The 15532-nt window shown below is 68.9% G+C and carries 12 protein-coding genes; 4 read left to right on the top strand and 8 right to left on the bottom strand.

Annotated features, from left to right (window positions below; translation table 11 throughout):
• Positions 1–36: 36 nt before the first annotated feature.
• Positions 37–2562 (bottom strand): TonB-dependent siderophore receptor, encoded by a 2526-nt coding sequence (locus tag IB269_RS09985; protein WP_192367079.1) that lies wholly within the window; start codon positions 2560–2562, stop codon positions 37–39.
• Positions 2563–2730: 168 nt separating this feature from the next.
• On the bottom strand, positions 2731–3927 hold the full coding sequence (locus IB269_RS09980; protein WP_192367078.1) for an MFS transporter: 1197 nt from the start codon (positions 3925–3927) through the stop codon (positions 2731–2733).
• A gap of 95 nt (positions 3928–4022) precedes the next feature.
• On the opposite strand from IB269_RS09980, the gene IB269_RS09975 reads away from it, so the two are divergent.
• Positions 4023–4610, top strand: coding sequence for a TetR/AcrR family transcriptional regulator (locus tag IB269_RS09975; RefSeq protein ID WP_012203814.1), 588 nt, complete (start codon positions 4023–4025; stop codon positions 4608–4610).
• On the opposite strand, the gene IB269_RS09970 is transcribed toward IB269_RS09975, so the two are convergent.
• Complete coding sequence (locus tag IB269_RS09970; RefSeq protein ID WP_192367077.1) at positions 4607–5986, bottom strand: PLP-dependent aminotransferase family protein; 1380 nt, start codon at positions 5984–5986, stop codon at positions 4607–4609. The two genes, IB269_RS09975 and IB269_RS09970, sit on opposite strands and share 4 nt — an antisense overlap.
• Before the next feature lie 123 nt (positions 5987–6109).
• On the opposite strand from IB269_RS09970, the gene IB269_RS09965 reads away from it, so the two are divergent.
• Positions 6110–6973 (top strand): DMT family transporter, encoded by an 864-nt coding sequence (locus IB269_RS09965; protein WP_043825296.1) that lies wholly within the window; start codon positions 6110–6112, stop codon positions 6971–6973.
• 51 nt (positions 6974–7024) lie between these two features.
• Here IB269_RS09965 and IB269_RS09960 read toward each other — a convergent pair whose 3' ends face one another.
• Together IB269_RS09960 and IB269_RS09955 are read right to left on the bottom strand one after the other, a co-directional pair.
• Entirely contained in the window at positions 7025–7954 is a 930-nt protein-coding gene (locus tag IB269_RS09960) for a tripartite tricarboxylate transporter substrate binding protein (protein ID WP_097203289.1), read from the bottom strand.
• Between the two features lie 3 nt (positions 7955–7957).
• Entirely contained in the window at positions 7958–8887 is a 930-nt protein-coding gene (locus IB269_RS09955; protein ID WP_013803867.1) for a LysR family transcriptional regulator, read from the bottom strand.
• A gap of 145 nt (positions 8888–9032) precedes the next feature.
• Here IB269_RS09955 and IB269_RS09950 point away from each other — a divergent pair, with 145 nt between their 5' ends.
• A complete protein-coding gene (locus IB269_RS09950) occupies positions 9033–10421 on the top strand; it encodes a hypothetical protein (RefSeq protein WP_192367076.1) in 1389 nt (462 codons plus the stop codon).
• A 365-nt stretch (positions 10422–10786) separates the two neighbouring features.
• On the opposite strand, the gene IB269_RS09945 is transcribed toward IB269_RS09950, so the two are convergent.
• Complete coding sequence (locus tag IB269_RS09945) at positions 10787–11677, bottom strand: LysR substrate-binding domain-containing protein (protein WP_016450106.1); 891 nt, start codon at positions 11675–11677, stop codon at positions 10787–10789.
• A gap of 64 nt (positions 11678–11741) precedes the next feature.
• Positions 11742–12140, bottom strand: a complete 399-nt coding sequence (locus tag IB269_RS09940) for a hypothetical protein (protein WP_192367075.1) — start codon at positions 12138–12140, stop codon at positions 11742–11744.
• A gap of 556 nt (positions 12141–12696) precedes the next feature.
• Between IB269_RS09940 and IB269_RS09935 the strand changes: the two genes are divergently transcribed.
• A complete protein-coding gene (locus tag IB269_RS09935) occupies positions 12697–14775 on the top strand; it encodes a bifunctional 2',3'-cyclic-nucleotide 2'-phosphodiesterase/3'-nucleotidase (protein ID WP_192367074.1) in 2079 nt (692 codons plus the stop codon).
• Between the two features lie 72 nt (positions 14776–14847).
• Here the strand turns inward: IB269_RS09935 and IB269_RS09930 are convergent, their stop codons facing one another.
• Positions 14848–15456: a PaaI family thioesterase gene (locus IB269_RS09930; protein ID WP_192367073.1), complete on the bottom strand. Its 609-nt coding sequence runs from the start codon at positions 15454–15456 to the stop codon at positions 14848–14850.
• Positions 15457–15532: the final 76 nt, after the last annotated feature.

Genomic DNA, 15532 nt, shown 5'->3' with positions numbered 1-15532 from the left:
GAAAAGCCGGGAAAGGAGGGCAGGCCGGCCGTGGCCCTAGAAGCGCGCGCGCAGCGACACCGTGACGTTGCGCGGATCGCCGTAGTAGTTGTTGAAGTAGGTGCTGTTGGGCGAGAACTTGGCGTAGTAGCGCTTGTCCAGCAGGTTGCTCACGTTCAGCTGCAGCGAGTAGGTGTCGTCCAGGCGGTAGGCCAGCAGCGCGTCAAAAAGCGCATAGCCACCCTGGCGGGTGGTGACATCGCCCACGCTGGCGTAGGCATCGCTTTGCAGCCGCACGCCGGCGCCTGCGGTCCATCCCTGCAAGGGCCCCTTGAAGCGGTGGCTGGCAAACAGGCGCAGCGCATGGCGCGGGTCCACGGGCCGCAGCGGCTGGCCCACGTTGGCCTCGGAGGTGTCGCGCAGGTACCTGGCCTGGGTGTAGGTGTAGCCGGCCAGCACCTGCCAGCCTGGCGCGGGCTCGCCGGACAGCTCCAGCTCCCAGCCCTGGCTGCGGCTCTTGCCGCCGGCCATGAAGCAGTGGCTGGTCGGGTAGTACGGCAGGCAGGGCATGGCCGATGCCGTGTCCTGCATGGCGCTGCCCACGCGCTGGATGCGGAACACCGACACGCTGGCCTGCAGCCGGCCGTCCATGAAACTGCCCTTGAGCCCGGCCTCCAGGTCCTCGCCCCGGGCGGGCGCCAGGATGCTGCCGTCGGCGGCCTTCTTGTCCTGGGGGCTGAAGATCTCGCTGTAGCTGGCATAGGCGTCGAGCGTGTCCGACAGCGCATGCACCAGGCCCGCATAGGGCGTCAGCTCGCGGCGCACGCTGTAGCCGCTTTGGGCATTGCCGGGTTCGAGATAGCTCCACCAGCTCAGGCGCGCGCCGGCAATGGCGGTGAGCGAGTCGGTCAGCGACAGCCGGGCCCGCGCGAATCCGCCGTACTGGTGGATGTGGGACACGGGCGATGAATAGGCGTTGCCGTTGCCCTCGCTGTAGAACGGCTCGGGGTAGCTGGTGTACGGATTCCAGCCGCGGATGTCCACATTGCGCAGCGGGCTCACGCCCCAGTAGCCCGTGGCCCCCGTGCTGCGGATGCGCTGCAGGTCGGCGCCCAGCGACAGCTCGTGCCTGCGGCCCAGGGCCTCGAAGGGGCCGCTGGCCAGCAGGCTCAGCGCGTTCTGCGTGCTGCCGTCGCCGCCATAGATGGAGGTGCTCACGTCGAACAGGTAGGGATTGCTGTCGCTGGCCCTGGAAAACGAGGTCTGCTTGAACCCGTCCGACCGAAAGCGCGTGTGCGCCGCCTGGGCCTTCAGTTGCCAGCCGCTGTCCAGCCGGTGCTCCAGCTCGGCAAAGGCCTGCTGGTTGTGGCGGTCCCAGGTGTTCCAGGGCGTGCCCAGGTAGGTGCTGCGCGGCAGGCCGAGCTGGCTGCCGTCGGCAGCGGCGGGCAGGCCGCCCCAGGAGCCAGTGGCCTGCAGGTCCGTGTGCTGCAGGCCGGCCGTGAGCGTGGTGCGCGGCCCCAGGTCCGCCTCCAGCACGCCGTACAGGCCCAGGCGCTTTTCCTTGCGCGCGGTCTGGAACGATGCCTTGTCGTCCGCCAGCGCCACCAGCCGGCCGCGCAGCGTGCCGGCTGCGTTCAGAGGGCCGGACAGGTCGGCCTCCATGCGCTGGCGGTCCCAGGAGCCCAGCGTCAGCGCGGCCGAGCCCTGCCATTGCGCCGTGGGCCGCTTGCGCACCATGTTCACCATGGCCGAGGGCGAGCCCGCGCCACGCAGCAGGCCCGTGGCGCCGCGCAGCACCTCCACGCGGTCCAGCATGGCCGTATCGGGCTGGATGAAGGTGGAGGCCGAGGCCACCTGGTTCACATTGAGCCCGTCCACCTGCAGCGAATCGATCTGGTAGCCGCGCGAGTAATAGGCGATGCGCTCGCTGTCGATGTACTCCACCGTCACGCCCGGCGTGTGCTGCAGCACGGCATGCAGGTCGGGCAGGGCCTGCTCGTCCAGCCACTGGCGCGTGAGCACGGTCACGGGCTGCGGGATGTCGCGCACCGACTGAAGCCCCTTGTAGCCCGTGACCAGGCTGGCCGCGTAGCTGTCCGATGCCTCGGTCGTGGCACTGGCCGGCGCCGTGGCCCGGACCGTGACCGTGCCCAGCGTCTGCCCGCCCGTGCCCGAGGCCGCCGCTGGCAGCGGCCGCAGCGTATAGACGCCGCTGGACTCGCGCACGGCCTGCAGCGCCGTGCCCTGCAGCAGCCTGGCAAAACCGTCTTCCACGCCATAGCTGCCCTGCAGCCCCGGGGACTGCAGCCGGCCCAGCTGCGCGGCATCAAACGACAGCGCAACGCCAGCCTGGTTGGCGTACTGCGCGATCACATGCGTGAGCGGGCCGGCCGCAATCGAAAAGCTGCGCTGGCCGGCTTGGGCGGCCTGGGCGGACGGCGCCGCATGGACGCAGTCCGTTGCCGTGGCAACCAGCATCGCCACCCCCAGCACCGCTGCCACCCCAGCCATCCCCATGGACGCAGGCCAGCCCCGTGCGGCTGCAAGGCCGTCCTGGGGCTGGTGGGGGTAGGTGCGGGGCATGGGGCTGGGAAAAGTGGTGTGACTCCCCGTATGCCGAACAAGCCCTGCCGATCCTGCAAGTTCGGCTGGACTTTTTTTGCGCTGCCGCTGAGATTTTCTCCGTTATTTCCCGTTTATCACCAGGTGGAATAAGGCTGGATTGCTATGGTTTTATTTTCGACCAATGCCTCAGGACACCACCACCGGCCTGGGCTGGCGCGTCCCCGCCAGCGCCAGGCCCGCGAACAGCATCAGCATCAGGCCGTAGGCATAGGTGACCGGCAACAGGCCGAAGCGCGCGGCGGCCATGCCCGCCGCGATGGCCGGCACGCTGAACGCCAGGTAGCTGGCGATGTAGATGGCCGAGATCAGGGCGCCGCGCTCGTGCGGCTCGGCCAGCGGGATCACGCTGCGCAGCGCGCCCTGGAAGCCCACGCCGAAGCCCGCGCCCGCCACCACCGAGGCGCCCAGCACCAGGGGCAGGCTTTGCAGATGGGCGCCGACCAGCAGCAGGGCCACCCCGGCCAGCAGGCCGCTGCCGCCGAACTGCAGCATGGCGCGCGGCGCGCGGCTGCGCAGCGTCCAGATGGCGGCGGCGGCGCTCAGCGTGTTGATGCACACGGCAAAGCTGGCGGCGATCTCCGAGCCCGTGACCGAGCGGATCATCGACGGGCCCAGCGACAGGTAAAAGCCCCCCAGCGCCCACACCGTGATGCTCATGGGCAGCACGCGCATGAAGTCGGCCCGGGCCTGGCCCGGAATGCGCACGCGCGGGCGCATGGCGGCCAGTGCGCCGGGGCGGCGTGCGCCCGTCTCGGGCAGCACGGCCATGGCGGCGGCCACGGCCACGAAGATCAGCGCCATGAGCCAGAACACCAGGCCCAGCTGCTGGCGCCACAGCTGCGCGAACTCGCCCGCCACGACAATGCCCGCCGCCATGCCGACCATGGGCGCCATGGTGCTCACCAGCGTGCCGCGCTCGCGGTGCAGGTCCAGCAGCGCCGCGCCCATGGCCGCACTGGCCATGCCGGTGGCAAAGCCCTGCAGCACGCGCGCCAGCACCAGGGCCTGCACGTCGCCCGCGCGGGCGAACACCGCCAGCGAGACGATCTCCAGCACCAGCGCCGCCAGGATCACGGGCTTGCGGCCCAGGTGGTCCGACAGCGCGCCCGTGGTGAGCAGGGCCAGCAGCAGGCTCAGCGCATAGACCGCGAAGACCAGGGTCAGCATGCCGGAGGAAAAGCCCCAGTCCTGCTGGTAGAGCCGGTATAGCGGCGTGGGCGCGCTGGAGGCCGCGAAGAAGCTGCCCAGGCCGAAGGCCAGGACGGCCAGGCTGCGGCCAGGCCGGGCAGCGGGAGTGGAGTTGGATGGTTGCAGTACCGACATGGTTAAGAGCCCTGCTGCACAATTAATGCAAAGTTTTTGCGTTAGCGAATTCTGCGCTTGTGCGCTGTTAACGCAAATTTTTAGCTTTAATAACCATGAGCACGCAAGTCCCATCCCTTTCCAAAACAGGCGGTCCCGCCCGTCCCGGCGGACGCAGCGCGCGCATCCAGGCCACGGTCTACCAGACCGTCAAGGGCCTGCTGGAAACCATGCCGCGCGAGGAACTGAGCTTTCCGCTCATCGCCGCCCAGGCGGGCGTGACGCCGTCCACCCTCTACCGGCGCTGGGGCGACATACAGCAGCTGCTGGCCGATGTGGCCGTGGAAATCATCCGGCCCACGGCGCCGCCGCTGGACACGGGCACGCTGGAGGGCGACCTGCTGGCCTGGGCCGAGCAGTTCCTGGAGGAATCGGCCTCGCCGCTGGGCCGCACCATGCTGCGCGACATGGCCGCCGCAGCGGGCAACGAGCACACGCCCTGCGCCTGCGTGGAAATCCTGCGCGGGCAACTGGCGCAGATCGGCGAGCGCGCAGCGCGGCGTGGCGAGGCGATGCCCGCTGCGGACACCCTGATCGACGCGCTGGCCGCGCCCATCGTCTACCGCGTGCTGTTCGACCTGCCGCCGTCCCTGGAACACGTGCAGGCACGGGTGCGCGGCCTGCTGCAGGCTGAAACGGCCTAGCCCTTCAGCGCCCGCGCCAGCACCTCGAAGATCCGCGCATCCGAGCACTGCGCCACATTAAAGCGCAGGAAGTCGCCCGCGCTCTGCGACTGGCTGAAGGCATTGCCGGGCGCCAGCACCACGCCATCTTCCAGGCAGGTGCGCGCAAGCGCCGTGGCATCCATGCCCCCGGGCAACTGGCACCACAGGAACATGCCGGCCTGCGGCACCAGCCAGGGCTTCATGCCCAGGGCCTGCAGCCGCGCGGCCGTGCGTTCCATTTCCTGCGCCAGCCGCAGCCGCACGGACTCCATGTGCCTGCGGTAGCCGCTGTCGGTCAGCGTGCGCAGCACGATGTCGGCGGCCATGCGCCCGCCGCCGAAGTTGGTGGCGATCTTCAGGTCCGCCAGGTCCTGCGTCCAGTCGGGCCGCGCCGCGATGAAGCCGCAGCGCAGCGAGGCCGACACCGTCTTGGAGAAGCTGCCGATCTGGATCACGCGCGACAGGCCGTCGAAGGCCGCCAGCCGGGGCGCCGCATGGGTCTCCAGGTCGCAGAAGATGTCGTCCTCCACGATCACCAGGTCCGAGCTGTCGGCCAGCTTCAGGATGCGGTGCGCCACCAGTGGCGACAGCGTGGCGCCCGTCGGGTTGTGGATGGCCGAATTGGTGATGTACAGGCGTGGCGAATGGGCCTGCAGCGCGTCGGCGAACCGGGCCACGTCGGGCCCCTGCGGTGTGTAGGGCACGCTCACGGCCTGCACGCGGTGCGCCTTGAGCAGCGCATGGAAATTGAAATAGCAGGGGTCGTCGATCAGCACCGTATCGCCGGGCTCCAGCAGGAAACGGCAGACCAGGTCGATGGAGTGCGTGCCCGACTCCGTCAGCAGGATCTGCTCGGGCGAGGTCTCCAGCCCCATGGCGGCCATGCGCCGCGCCAGCAGGCGGCGCAGTGCCGGGTGGCCCAGCGGCGTTGCGTACTCCGTCAGCTCCAGCGTGCCCGAGCGCGCCAGGGAGCGCAGCGCGCGGCGCACGCCTTCCTCGTACAGCCATGAAGGCGGCAGCCAGCCGCAGCCCGGCTTGAGCGCGTGGGCATCTGCCTGCAGCGACTGGCGGGCCAGCCACAGGGGGTCGACCTCCCTGTCCACGCGCGGCCCGATACCGCCCAGCGCCAGCGGCGCCACCGGCCCCGCCACAAAAAAGCCCGAGCCCGGGCGCGAGACGATCACCCCCTCGGCCGCCAGCCGCTCATAGGCCTCCACCACCGTGGACACCGACACCTGCATGGCCTGCGCCTGCGCGCGCACCGAGGGCAGGCGCGTGCCGGGCAGGTAGGTGCGCGCGGCGATGCGCGACTGGATCTCTTCCATCACCGCCTGGATGCGTGTGCCGCTGCGCATGGCTGCTCTCTCTTCTGTAGTGGATTTGTGTGCATAACAGTTCTTTTGAATTGTATTGGACTGTCTATGGAAGATCCGGCCGTGCAATGGCCCACTGCCTGCTGCAAACCAAGGAGCTTTTTGATGGACAAGACAAGCAGCGGGTGGATCAACGGATTCATCGGCGTGGCGATCTTTGCGGGATCGCTGCCGGCCACCCGCGTGGCGGTCGCCGACCTGGACCCCACCTTCCTGACCTGTGCGCGCGCCAGCATCGCGGCATTGCTGGCCCTGGCCATGCTGCTGGCGCTGCGCCAGCCCCGGCCCGCGCGTGCCGACATGCCTTCGCTGGCGCTGAGCGCGCTGGGCGGCGTGGTGGGGTTTCCGCTGCTGACCGCGCTGGCGCTGCAGTACGTCACCTCGGCGCATTCCATCGTCTTCGTGGGCCTGCTGCCCCTGTCCACGGCCGTGTTCGCCGTGCTGCGCGGCGGCGAGCGCCCGCGCCCGGCCTTCTGGCTGTTCTCGCTGGCGGGCGCGGCCTTCGTGGCCGGCTATGCGGCCGTGGGCGGGGCCGGGGGCTCGCTGCGCGGCGACCTGCTCATGCTGGCCGCCATCATCGTCTGCGGCCTGGGCTATGCCGAGGGCGCGCGCCTGTCGCGCACGCTGGGCGGCTGGCAGGTCATCAGCTGGTCGCTGGTGCTGGCCCTGCCCGTCATGCTGCCGGCCGCCCTGATCAGCATGCCGGCATCGCTGGCCGATGTGGGCCGGCCCGCATGGCTGGGCCTGGCCTATGTCTCGCTGTTCAGCATGCTCATCGGATTCGTGTTCTGGTACCGGGGCCTGGCCCAGGGCGGCATTGCGGCCGTGGGCCAGATCCAGCTGCTGCAGCCCTTCATGGGCCTGGGCCTGGCGGCCCTGCTGCTGCACGAGCAGGTGAGCTGGGGCATGGTGCTGGTCACCATGGCCGCCGTGGTCTGCGTGGCCGGGGCGAAGAAGTACGCGCGCTGAGCCCGTCCGGCGTGGTGCGGGGCGTGGTGCGGGGGGAGCGATGCAGGGCGGTCAGCGCCCGGCCTCGCGCATCACCTGCTGCGCGAACTCTGCGGCCGAACCCTCGAACGGCTGGTTGCTGGCCGCCTCCAGCCGGCTGCGGATGGCCGGCGCGCGCAGCGCCTGGGCCACCGCGGCATTGATGCGCTGGGCCAGCGCTGGCGCCATCTGCGGCGGCGCGAACAGGCCGAACAGCGAATCCAGGTTGGCCTGCGCATGGCCCAGCTGCGCCAGCGTGGGCACATCGGGCAGGGCTGCCAGCCGCTGCGGCGCGCCCACGGCCAGGGCCTTGAGGCGGCCCGCGCGCAGCGCCTGCAGCTGCAGCGGCGCCACATTGGTGGACAGCAGCTCGAAATGCCCGGCCAGCGCATCGTTGAGCTGCTGGCCGCCGCCCTTGTAGGGCACATGCACGATGGGAATGCGCGTGGCCTGCTCTATGCGCTGCAGCACGGCGTGGCCCGTCGTGCCCTCGCCCGTGGTGGCCCAGCGTATGCCGCCGGGCATGCCGCGCGCCTCGGCCAGCATGCCCTCGAAATCTGCGGCCTTCAGCGCCGGCGTGCCTACCAGCAGCATGGGCGTGCGCATCACGCCGGCCACGGGCGTCACGGAGGCTGCGGCCAGGCCCACGGCGGTGGCGGCGGCAAAGACCAGGGTGCGGCCGTCGGGCGCGCTGCGCGCCAGCAGCTCCAGCGCCACGGTGCCGCTGGCGCCGGGGCGGTTGTCCACGATCACGGGCGTGCCCCATTGCTGCGCCAGTTGCTCGGCCAGGGCGCGGGCCACCATGTCGCTGACACCGCCTGCGGGGTAGGCCACCACGATCCGAACGCTGGCGCCCGGCCAGGCGGGCCGGGCCGGCAATGCCTGGGCGGGCCAGGCCAGCGCGCAGGCACCCGCCGCCAGCAGGGCGCGCCGGCCGGTATCGGTGCCTTGCGGTGCCCGCATGCCTCAGCCGCCCGGGGCCTGGTGGCGCTGCGCCAGCTCGCGCGCCAGGGCGATGAAGGTGGCCGCGGGTCCTGCGCCGCCGGTTTCCGTGCCGGCCTCGCGGTGCACCAGGGTGAGCGGGGCGCTCAGCCGCACGGCGGGCTCGAAGGCGCGGTAGACCACGGCCTCGGGATGGGCGCCGCGCACCGAGGCCGGCACGATGGACAGGCCCACGCCCGCCGCCACCAGGTTCACATTGGTCATCATGCGTTCCACCTCGGCGGCCACCTCCACCTGTACCTTGTGCCGGGCGCACAGCGCCAGCAGGTTCGCATACAGCCCCGGCGCGCCCGTGCGCCGCACAAGGATCAGGCGCTCGCCATCGAGCTGCCTGAGCGCCACGGGCTTCGATGCATCGCGCGCCAGGCGATGGTCCACGGGAATGGCCAGCAGCGCGGGCTCCTGCAGCAGCGTCTCGAACACCAGGCCTTCGGGCCGGGCCACGGGCACGCGCAGAAAGCCGCAGTGCATGCGCCCGGCCTGTACGGCCTCGGTGATCTCGGCGGCATTGTTCTCGCTCACATCCAGCGCAATGTCGGGATGGCGGCCACGGCACAGGCGCAGCACCTCGGGCGTGAAGGCATGGGCCGCCGCCGAGCTGGTGAAGCCCACATGGATGCGCCCGCGCTCGCCACGCGCAAAGGCCTGCATGCGGTCGCGCATGGCGGTGAAGTCGGCCAGCAGCCGCGTGGCCTCGCCCTGCAGCTCCAGGCCCGCGTCGGTCAGGTCCACGCCCTTGGGGTGGCGCCGGAACAGGGCAATGCCCAGCTCCTCCTCCAGCGCGCGGATCTGCTGCGACAGCGGCGGCTGCTGCATGCCCAGCAGCTCGGCCGCGCGCGTGATGTGGCCGGTATCGGCCACGGCCAGGAAGTAACGGAGATGGCGCAGTTCCATATATGTGAAAAGTATCCAGCCGATATCCTAAAAATCTTTGAAATATTGGACAAGCCTCTACAGAATCCCATCCAGTCACCGATGCGACCGCTTGCCGCGGCGCGGCAGGTGACTTCCAACAAGAAGCCAAGACAGGAGACAAGACATGCAAGCATCCGCGTATTTCCCCCTGCGTCCCGCCAGCGCCTCGCTGCTGGCCGCGCTCGCCCTGGCCGGCTGCGGCGGCGGCTCGGCCGTGCTGCACGGGCCGGTCACCTCCATCGAGACCGCGCCCAAGAGCACGGCCTGCCCTGCCGAGATTCCTGCGGGCATCAGCTGCTGGGCCGGGCAGGACTCCAAGGGCGCCTACTACCTGATCGCCAAGCCCGCGCAGTGGAACGGCACCCTGGTGCTGCACGCCCACGGCGGCCCGGACCTGGCCGCGCCCACCGCCGACCGTGCGGCCGAAGACCTGGTGCGCTGGTCCATCATGGTGCGCGCAGGCTATGCCTGGGCCGGCTCCACCTACCGCCAGGGCGGCGTGGAAGTGCGCGCCGCCGCCGAGGACACCGAGCGCCTGCGCGGCATCTTCCGCCAGCATGTGGCCAAGCCGCAGCGCACCATCCTGCACGGCCAGTCCTGGGGTGCGGGCGTGGCGGCCAAGGGCGCGGAAATGTTCAACGAGCAGACCGTGGGCGAGCGCCCCTACGACGGCGTGCTGCTGACCAGCGGCGTGCTGGGCGGCGGCACCCATGCCTACGACTTCCGCACCGACCTGCGCGTGGTCTACCAGTACCTGTGCGGCAACCACCCGCGCCCCAATGAGCCGCAGTACGCGCTCAACCTGGGCCTGCCCGCAGACGCCAAGATGCGCCAGGCCGACGTGGCCCTGCGCGTGAACGAATGCCTGGCGCTGGACAAGCCCGCCGCCCAGCGCACGGCCGCGCAGCAATCGAAGATCGACACCATCACCAAGGTCATCAAGATCCCCGAAAGCGCCATTCAGTCGCACATGAACTGGGGAACCATGCACTTCCAGGACATCTCGGCCAAGCGCACGGGCGGCGCCAGCCCCTTCGGCAACGAGGGTGCGGTCTATGCCGGCTCGGCCGACGATGCCGCACTCAATGCCGGCGTGCTGCGCTACCGCGCCGACCCTGCGGCCTACCGCAAGTTCGCCGATGACACCGACCCCGTGGGCAAGATTGGCGTGCCGGTCCTCTCGGCCAAGTGGATCAGCGACCCCACGGCCTTCGTGGAGCTGGATGCGCGGTTTCGTGCGGTGATGCAGCAGGGCGGCAGTGGGGACCGGCTGGTGCAGACCTTTACGCGGCAGGGGACGCACAGCTATATCAGCGATGCGACCTATCCCACGTTGATGACTGCGTTGATGCAGTGGGTGGAGGCGGGGGTGAAGCCGACTGCGGCGGGGATTGCTGCTGCTTGTGTGGGGAATGAGGCCAAGTTTGGGGTGGGGTGTAGTTTTGATGCGGCTTATGTGCCGGCTGCGTTGGGGGCTCGGGTGCCTGAGAGGGCGCGGCCCTCTTTGCAGTGAGCTGGTTTTTTCCCTGCAACGGGTTAGTTTTTGACCCTGCCGGGTGGTGGTTTTTCGAGGCCGGGTCTCGGCCCGGCAGCCGACCTACCTTCTTTTGCTTCGCCAAAAGAACGTAGGCCAAGAAAAGGCGACCCGGATGTCCGCGACCCCTTCGCTTCGCTGCGGGGCAACCTGCGTCGGGCCGCCTGCGGGGTTCGCCGCAGAACTCACTGCGCGCTGCGCGCTCCGTTCAGACAACTGCGGCGAGTCAGTTGACGAAGCAGTCCTGTCCTTCGGCAGGACTGCAACCCCGCAGGCGGCCCGACGCAGGCGCTGACATACGGGGAGTTTGCTCGGGCCTTTGCTGCGCTCGGCCTGGGGTTTTTTTAGCGGGGCATGTTGGTTCTGGTGGCGGGGGCCAGTTGCGCCGCGAACTCGCGCGCGGCCGCGCTGTAGCTGGCGCCTCGGCGCCACAGCAGGCCTGCCGTGCGGATGAGCTGGGGGGCGACCAGGTGGATGGCCACCATGTCCGTGGCCTGCTGGGCGGCGCGTTCGGGGACGATGGTGGCCATGTCGCCCCAGCGGCACAGCGCGATCAGTGATTCCACCGAGCCCATTTCCGCGCGCAGCAAGGGCGTGACGCCTGCGGTGCGCAGCCCGTCCTCGATCAGGCTGCGCGTGTAGAACGTGCGCGGCAGCAGGGCCAGGGGCACGCCGGCCAGTGACTTGACGGACAGCGTGCGGCGCCCGGCCAGCGGATGCGATGGGTTGACCAGCAGCATCATGCGTTCGTCGAACAGCGGCAGCGCGTCCAGTTCGGCGCGCTGGGGCGGGTGAAAGCTCACGCCCAGGTCCAGGCTGCCGTCCAGCAATCCCTGCTCCACGGGCGGGGCCAGCAGCTCGATCACCACCACGTTGACCTTGGGATAGGCGCGCATGAAAGCCGCCACGGCCGGGGCGACCAGGGTGTTGAGGAAGGTGGGAATCACGCCGATGGTCAGCGTGCCGGTCTGCAGCTCGCTGAGGTCGGCCAGCGCCATGCGCCCGGCCTCCACCTCATGCAGCGCACGCTCCGCATAGTTGCGGAACACCACGCCCGCCTGCGACAGCTTCAGCCCCCGGCCAATGCGCTCGAACAGCGCCATGCCCAGCTCCTCTTCCAATTGGCGCAGCCCATGCGAGAGCGTGGACTGCGTGACATAGAGGTTCCTGGCCGATGTCGTCAGGTGCTCGGTCTTGGCGATATCGACAAAGTAGCGCAGCTGGCGCAGTTCCATGGGTGAAGGCAAGGGGGTGTTCGGCGGGCCAGTTTCTCACAGAGATACGGGCACGCCGCACAGTTCACTCGCCGTCGTCCTGGTCCACGAACTCCACCAGCTCCGGCAGCATCTCCAGCTGCTGGATGGCGTCCTTGAGCCGCAGGCCAAAGCGTGATTCTGGCCGCCCGAAGGCGCCCTGCGCCAGCCGCAGCGCCGCCGTTGCCTTGATCCACTCCACCTCGAAGGCATAGCGGTCCGCATGCTGCTGGACACTCATGCGCTTGATGTGCTCCAGCGCCAGCTCCACGGCGCAGTCCACATCGACTTCGCTGTCGTCCCTGTCGGGATCGTTGACCATCAGTTCGATCAACTGCTGCAGCGTGCTGTGCACCAGGCCCAGCGAGGCATGCATGGCCTGCCGCCAGGTGGGAAGAAAAGGTGGTTGGGGAGAGGTCGCCTGTGCGGCGGTGAGAGGGTGCATAACTTGGTTCCTGTATGAAACAAAGGCCCCGCTCTAGGTGGGGGCTGCAACCTCTACGTGCTGGTGTTACGACACACCAAGCCTTTCGGCTCGCCGCAAGTTTAACGGCGCGTATCAAGAAACCAGGCCGAGCGCAGCGAAGGCCCGCAACAACTCCCGTATGTCAGCGCCTGCGTCGGGCCGCCTGCGGGGTTGCAGTCCTGCCGAAGGACAGGACTGCTTCGTCATCTGCCTCGCTGCGGTTGTCTGAGCGGAGTTCACGCAGTGAACGCAGCGAGTTCCGCAGCGAACCCCGCAGGTGGCCCGACGCAGGTTGCCCCGCAGCGAAGCGAAGGGGTCGCGGACATCCGGGTCGCCTTTTCTTGGCCTACGTTCTTTTGGCGAAGCAAAAGAAGGTAGGTCGGCTGCCGGGCCGAAACCCGGCCTCGAAAAACAACCCCCCGGCAGGGACAAAAAACAGCACCTGACCAAGACCAGACCAGAACAGACCAGCTGTCACACCCCTGTAAACCCCCACCAACAAACTCCCCCCCTTCACCACCCCCACAAAAACCACATGCCGCTGAGCAACCTCCCCACATTGCAATCCCTGCTCCTGTCCCGCCGCCTGGCGCTGAGCGTCCTGGCCAGCGCCGCGCTGGTGGCCGCCTGCGGTGGCAGCGACAGCAACGACAGCACGACGCCCCCGGTGGCCAGCCAGCCCGCGACGGCCACGCTGGCCGTGCTGGAGACCACGGATCTGCACTTCAATGTGCGCAGCTATGACTATTTCAAGCTTGCCGAGGATGCCTCCTACGGCTTCGAGCGCACGGCCACGCTGGTGCGTGCGGCGCGCAAGGAGTTTGCCAATACGCTGCTGGTGGACAACGGCGACACCATCCAGGGCACGGCCCTGGCCGATTACGAGGCCGAGGTGGCCAAGATCCCCTGCACGCAGCAGCTGTCCATGTACAAGGCCATGGGCGCGCTGGGCTTCGATGCGGGCACGCTGGGCAACCATGAGTTCAACTACGGCCTGCCCTTCCTGAACCAGGTGCTGGGCGGCGGCCTGGACGTGGACGGCGTGGACAAGGCGCTCAAGTGCGCGGGCAATGGCTTTCCCATGGCGCTGTCGAATGTCTACAGCAGCAAGACCAAGCAGCCGCTGGTGCAGCCCTATGTGATTCTGGAGCGCAAGATCGCGGCCAAGGACAAGGATGGCAAGGCGGTGGAGCTGCCCATCAAGATCGGCGTGATCGGCTTCACCACGCCGGGCATCATGAACTGGGACAAGCGCTATCTGGAGGGCAAGCTCTACACCGAAGGCGCCGTGGAGTCCGCCCAGAAGTACCTGCCCGAGATGCGCGCCAAGGGCGCCGATGTGGTGGTGGCCATGCTGCACGGCGGCCTGGATGGCGCGGCCTACTCGCCGACGATGGAGAACCCCGGCCTGCACCTGAGCAAGGTGGCCGGCATCGACGCCATGGTCATGGGCCACCAGCACAGCGTGTTCCCCGATGCGGCGGCCACGCCGGCGTTCACGCAGGCGGGCGTGGACAACAAAGCGGGCACCATCAACGGCGTGCAGTCGGTGATGGCCAGTTCCTGGGGCAAGGCGCTGGGCGTGATCCAGCTGGCGCTGAAGTGGGACGGCAAGCAGTGGAGCGTGGACAAGAGCGCGGGCAAGAGCGAGCTGCGCAATATCCAGACCGGCAAGGACGCCGCAGGCAAGGCCAGCTACGTGGCCGTGGACCCGACGGTGGCGCCGCTGATCGAGAGCCAGCACCAGGCCGCCATCCAGTACGTGAAGACGCCCATCGGCAGCACGGACTTCCGCATGAGCACGCTGTTCGCCGATGTGGGCGACCCGGGCGCCATCCAGATCGTCAACCAGGCGCAGCGCGACTATGTGGCCGACTATGTGAAGGCCAGCCTGCCGCAGTACGCGCAGCTGCCCGTGCTGTCGGTGAGCGCGCCGTTCAAGTCGGGCTTCCAGGGCGGCGCCGACTACACCGACGTGGCCGTGGGCCCGCTGGCCATCTACAACGCGGCCGACCTGTACCTGTACCCCAACACCGTGTATGCGGTGAAGGTGAATGGCGCCGACATCAAGGACTGGCTGGAGGCCGCTGCCAAGCGCTTCAACCAGATCGATCCGGCCAAGACGGGTGAGCAGCAGCTGATCAGCACCTTCCCGGGTTACAACTTCGACATGTTCACCACGGCCGATGTGCAGTACGAGATCGACGTGACCCAGCCCGTGGGCAGCCGCATCAAGAACCTGCAGTACCTGGGCAAGGCCATCGACCCCGCGCAGGAGTTCGTGATCGCCACGAACAACTACCGCGCCACCAGCGGCAAGAGCTTCATCGCCAAGCTCGACGGCTCCAGCGCCATCTGGGCCTCGCCGGACGCCAACCGCGACGTGGTGATCGGCTACGTGCGCAAGAAGGGCAGCATCACGCGCGCTGCCAATGGCGCGGCCAAGAGCTGGCGCTTCACCAAGGTGGCCACCTCGGCCAACGTGGTGTTCAGCTCCGGCGCCAACGCGCTGCCGGTGGCGCAGGCGGCGGGCCTGGCCAACATCTCGCTGGTGGCGGCCGATGACGGCTCGGGCAAGGGCACGTCCAAGTACCGCCTGGATCTGTCGAAGTAAGTTCCGGCAGGCAAGCAACAAAAAAGCCCCGTGCATCTGGCACGGGGCTTTTTTGCTTGTGCCGAACGGGCTTCAGCGCGCAGGAGGCATCTCGAACACCAGGCAGGTGGTCGTGGCGTGGGCGTAGAGCGTGCCATCGGGGCCGACCAGGCGCGCCTCGGCCGTGGCCAGCTGGCGGCCGCAGTGCAGCACGCGGCCTTCGGCGCGCACGCGCGGCACGCGCGGGGTCAGTGCCTTGACCAGGTTCACGCCCAGCTCGGCCGTGGTGTAGCCCCGGCCCGGCGGCATGCAGGTGTGGACGGCGCAGCCCAGCGCCGAGTCCAGCAAGGTGGCGAACCAGCCGCCGTGCACCGTGCCCATGGGGTTGAGGTGGTTGGCGCCGGGGCGGCCCTGGAAGACGGCGCTGCCTTCGCCCACGGAAATCAGCATGAAGTCCAGCGTGCGTGCAATGGGCGGGTAGGGCAGTTCGCCGCGCAGCATGGCCTGCATCAGCTCCAGTCCGCTGCGGCCTGCGACCTGGTCGGGGCGCGACACGCCTGCGCCAGGGCCGGCGTCCAGCCGGAGGGTGACCGCCTGTTCCTCGTCCAGCCAGGCTTGCAGGGCAGGGGAGATGGCGCCGGTGGTGGCGCCGGAGGTGAGGCTGTGGGCGGCCTGCTCCGGGGAGTGGGTGCGGGTGTCCATGGAATGTCTCTCTTTCATTGGGAAAAATGCGGGTGCCAGGCTGTCTGGGATGGCGGTGTGGATATTATTGTATCTA

Source organism: Delftia sp. DLF01 (assembly GCF_014852125.1).
GTDB lineage: Bacteria > Pseudomonadota > Gammaproteobacteria > Burkholderiales > Burkholderiaceae_C > Comamonas > Comamonas acidovorans.
The sequence above is the reverse complement of the archived record's forward strand: the minus strand, read 5'-3'. Positions and strand labels throughout refer to the sequence as shown.

Bases quoted from the DNA above. Each gene is read 5' to 3' on its own strand.
- IB269_RS09985 (WP_192367079.1), bottom strand. From the start codon at position 2,562: ATGCCCCGCACCTACCCCCACCAGCCCCAGGACGGCCTTGCAGCCGCA.
- IB269_RS09980 (WP_192367078.1), bottom strand. From the start codon at position 3,927: ATGTCGGTACTGCAACCATCCAACTCCACTCCCGCTGCCCGGCCTGGC.
- IB269_RS09975 (WP_012203814.1), top strand. From the start codon at position 4,023: ATGAGCACGCAAGTCCCATCCCTTTCCAAAACAGGCGGTCCCGCCCGT.
- IB269_RS09970 (WP_192367077.1), bottom strand. From the start codon at position 5,986: ATGCGCAGCGGCACACGCATCCAGGCGGTGATGGAAGAGATCCAGTCG.
- IB269_RS09965 (WP_043825296.1), top strand. From the start codon at position 6,110: ATGGACAAGACAAGCAGCGGGTGGATCAACGGATTCATCGGCGTGGCG.
- IB269_RS09960 (WP_097203289.1), bottom strand. From the start codon at position 7,954: ATGCGGGCACCGCAAGGCACCGATACCGGCCGGCGCGCCCTGCTGGCG.
- IB269_RS09955 (WP_013803867.1), bottom strand. From the start codon at position 8,887: ATGGAACTGCGCCATCTCCGTTACTTCCTGGCCGTGGCCGATACCGGC.
- IB269_RS09950 (WP_192367076.1), top strand. From the start codon at position 9,033: ATGCAAGCATCCGCGTATTTCCCCCTGCGTCCCGCCAGCGCCTCGCTG.
- IB269_RS09945 (WP_016450106.1), bottom strand. From the start codon at position 11,677: ATGGAACTGCGCCAGCTGCGCTACTTTGTCGATATCGCCAAGACCGAG.
- IB269_RS09940 (WP_192367075.1), bottom strand. From the start codon at position 12,140: ATGCACCCTCTCACCGCCGCACAGGCGACCTCTCCCCAACCACCTTTT.
- IB269_RS09935 (WP_192367074.1), top strand. From the start codon at position 12,697: ATGCCGCTGAGCAACCTCCCCACATTGCAATCCCTGCTCCTGTCCCGC.
- IB269_RS09930 (WP_192367073.1), bottom strand. From the start codon at position 15,456: ATGGACACCCGCACCCACTCCCCGGAGCAGGCCGCCCACAGCCTCACC.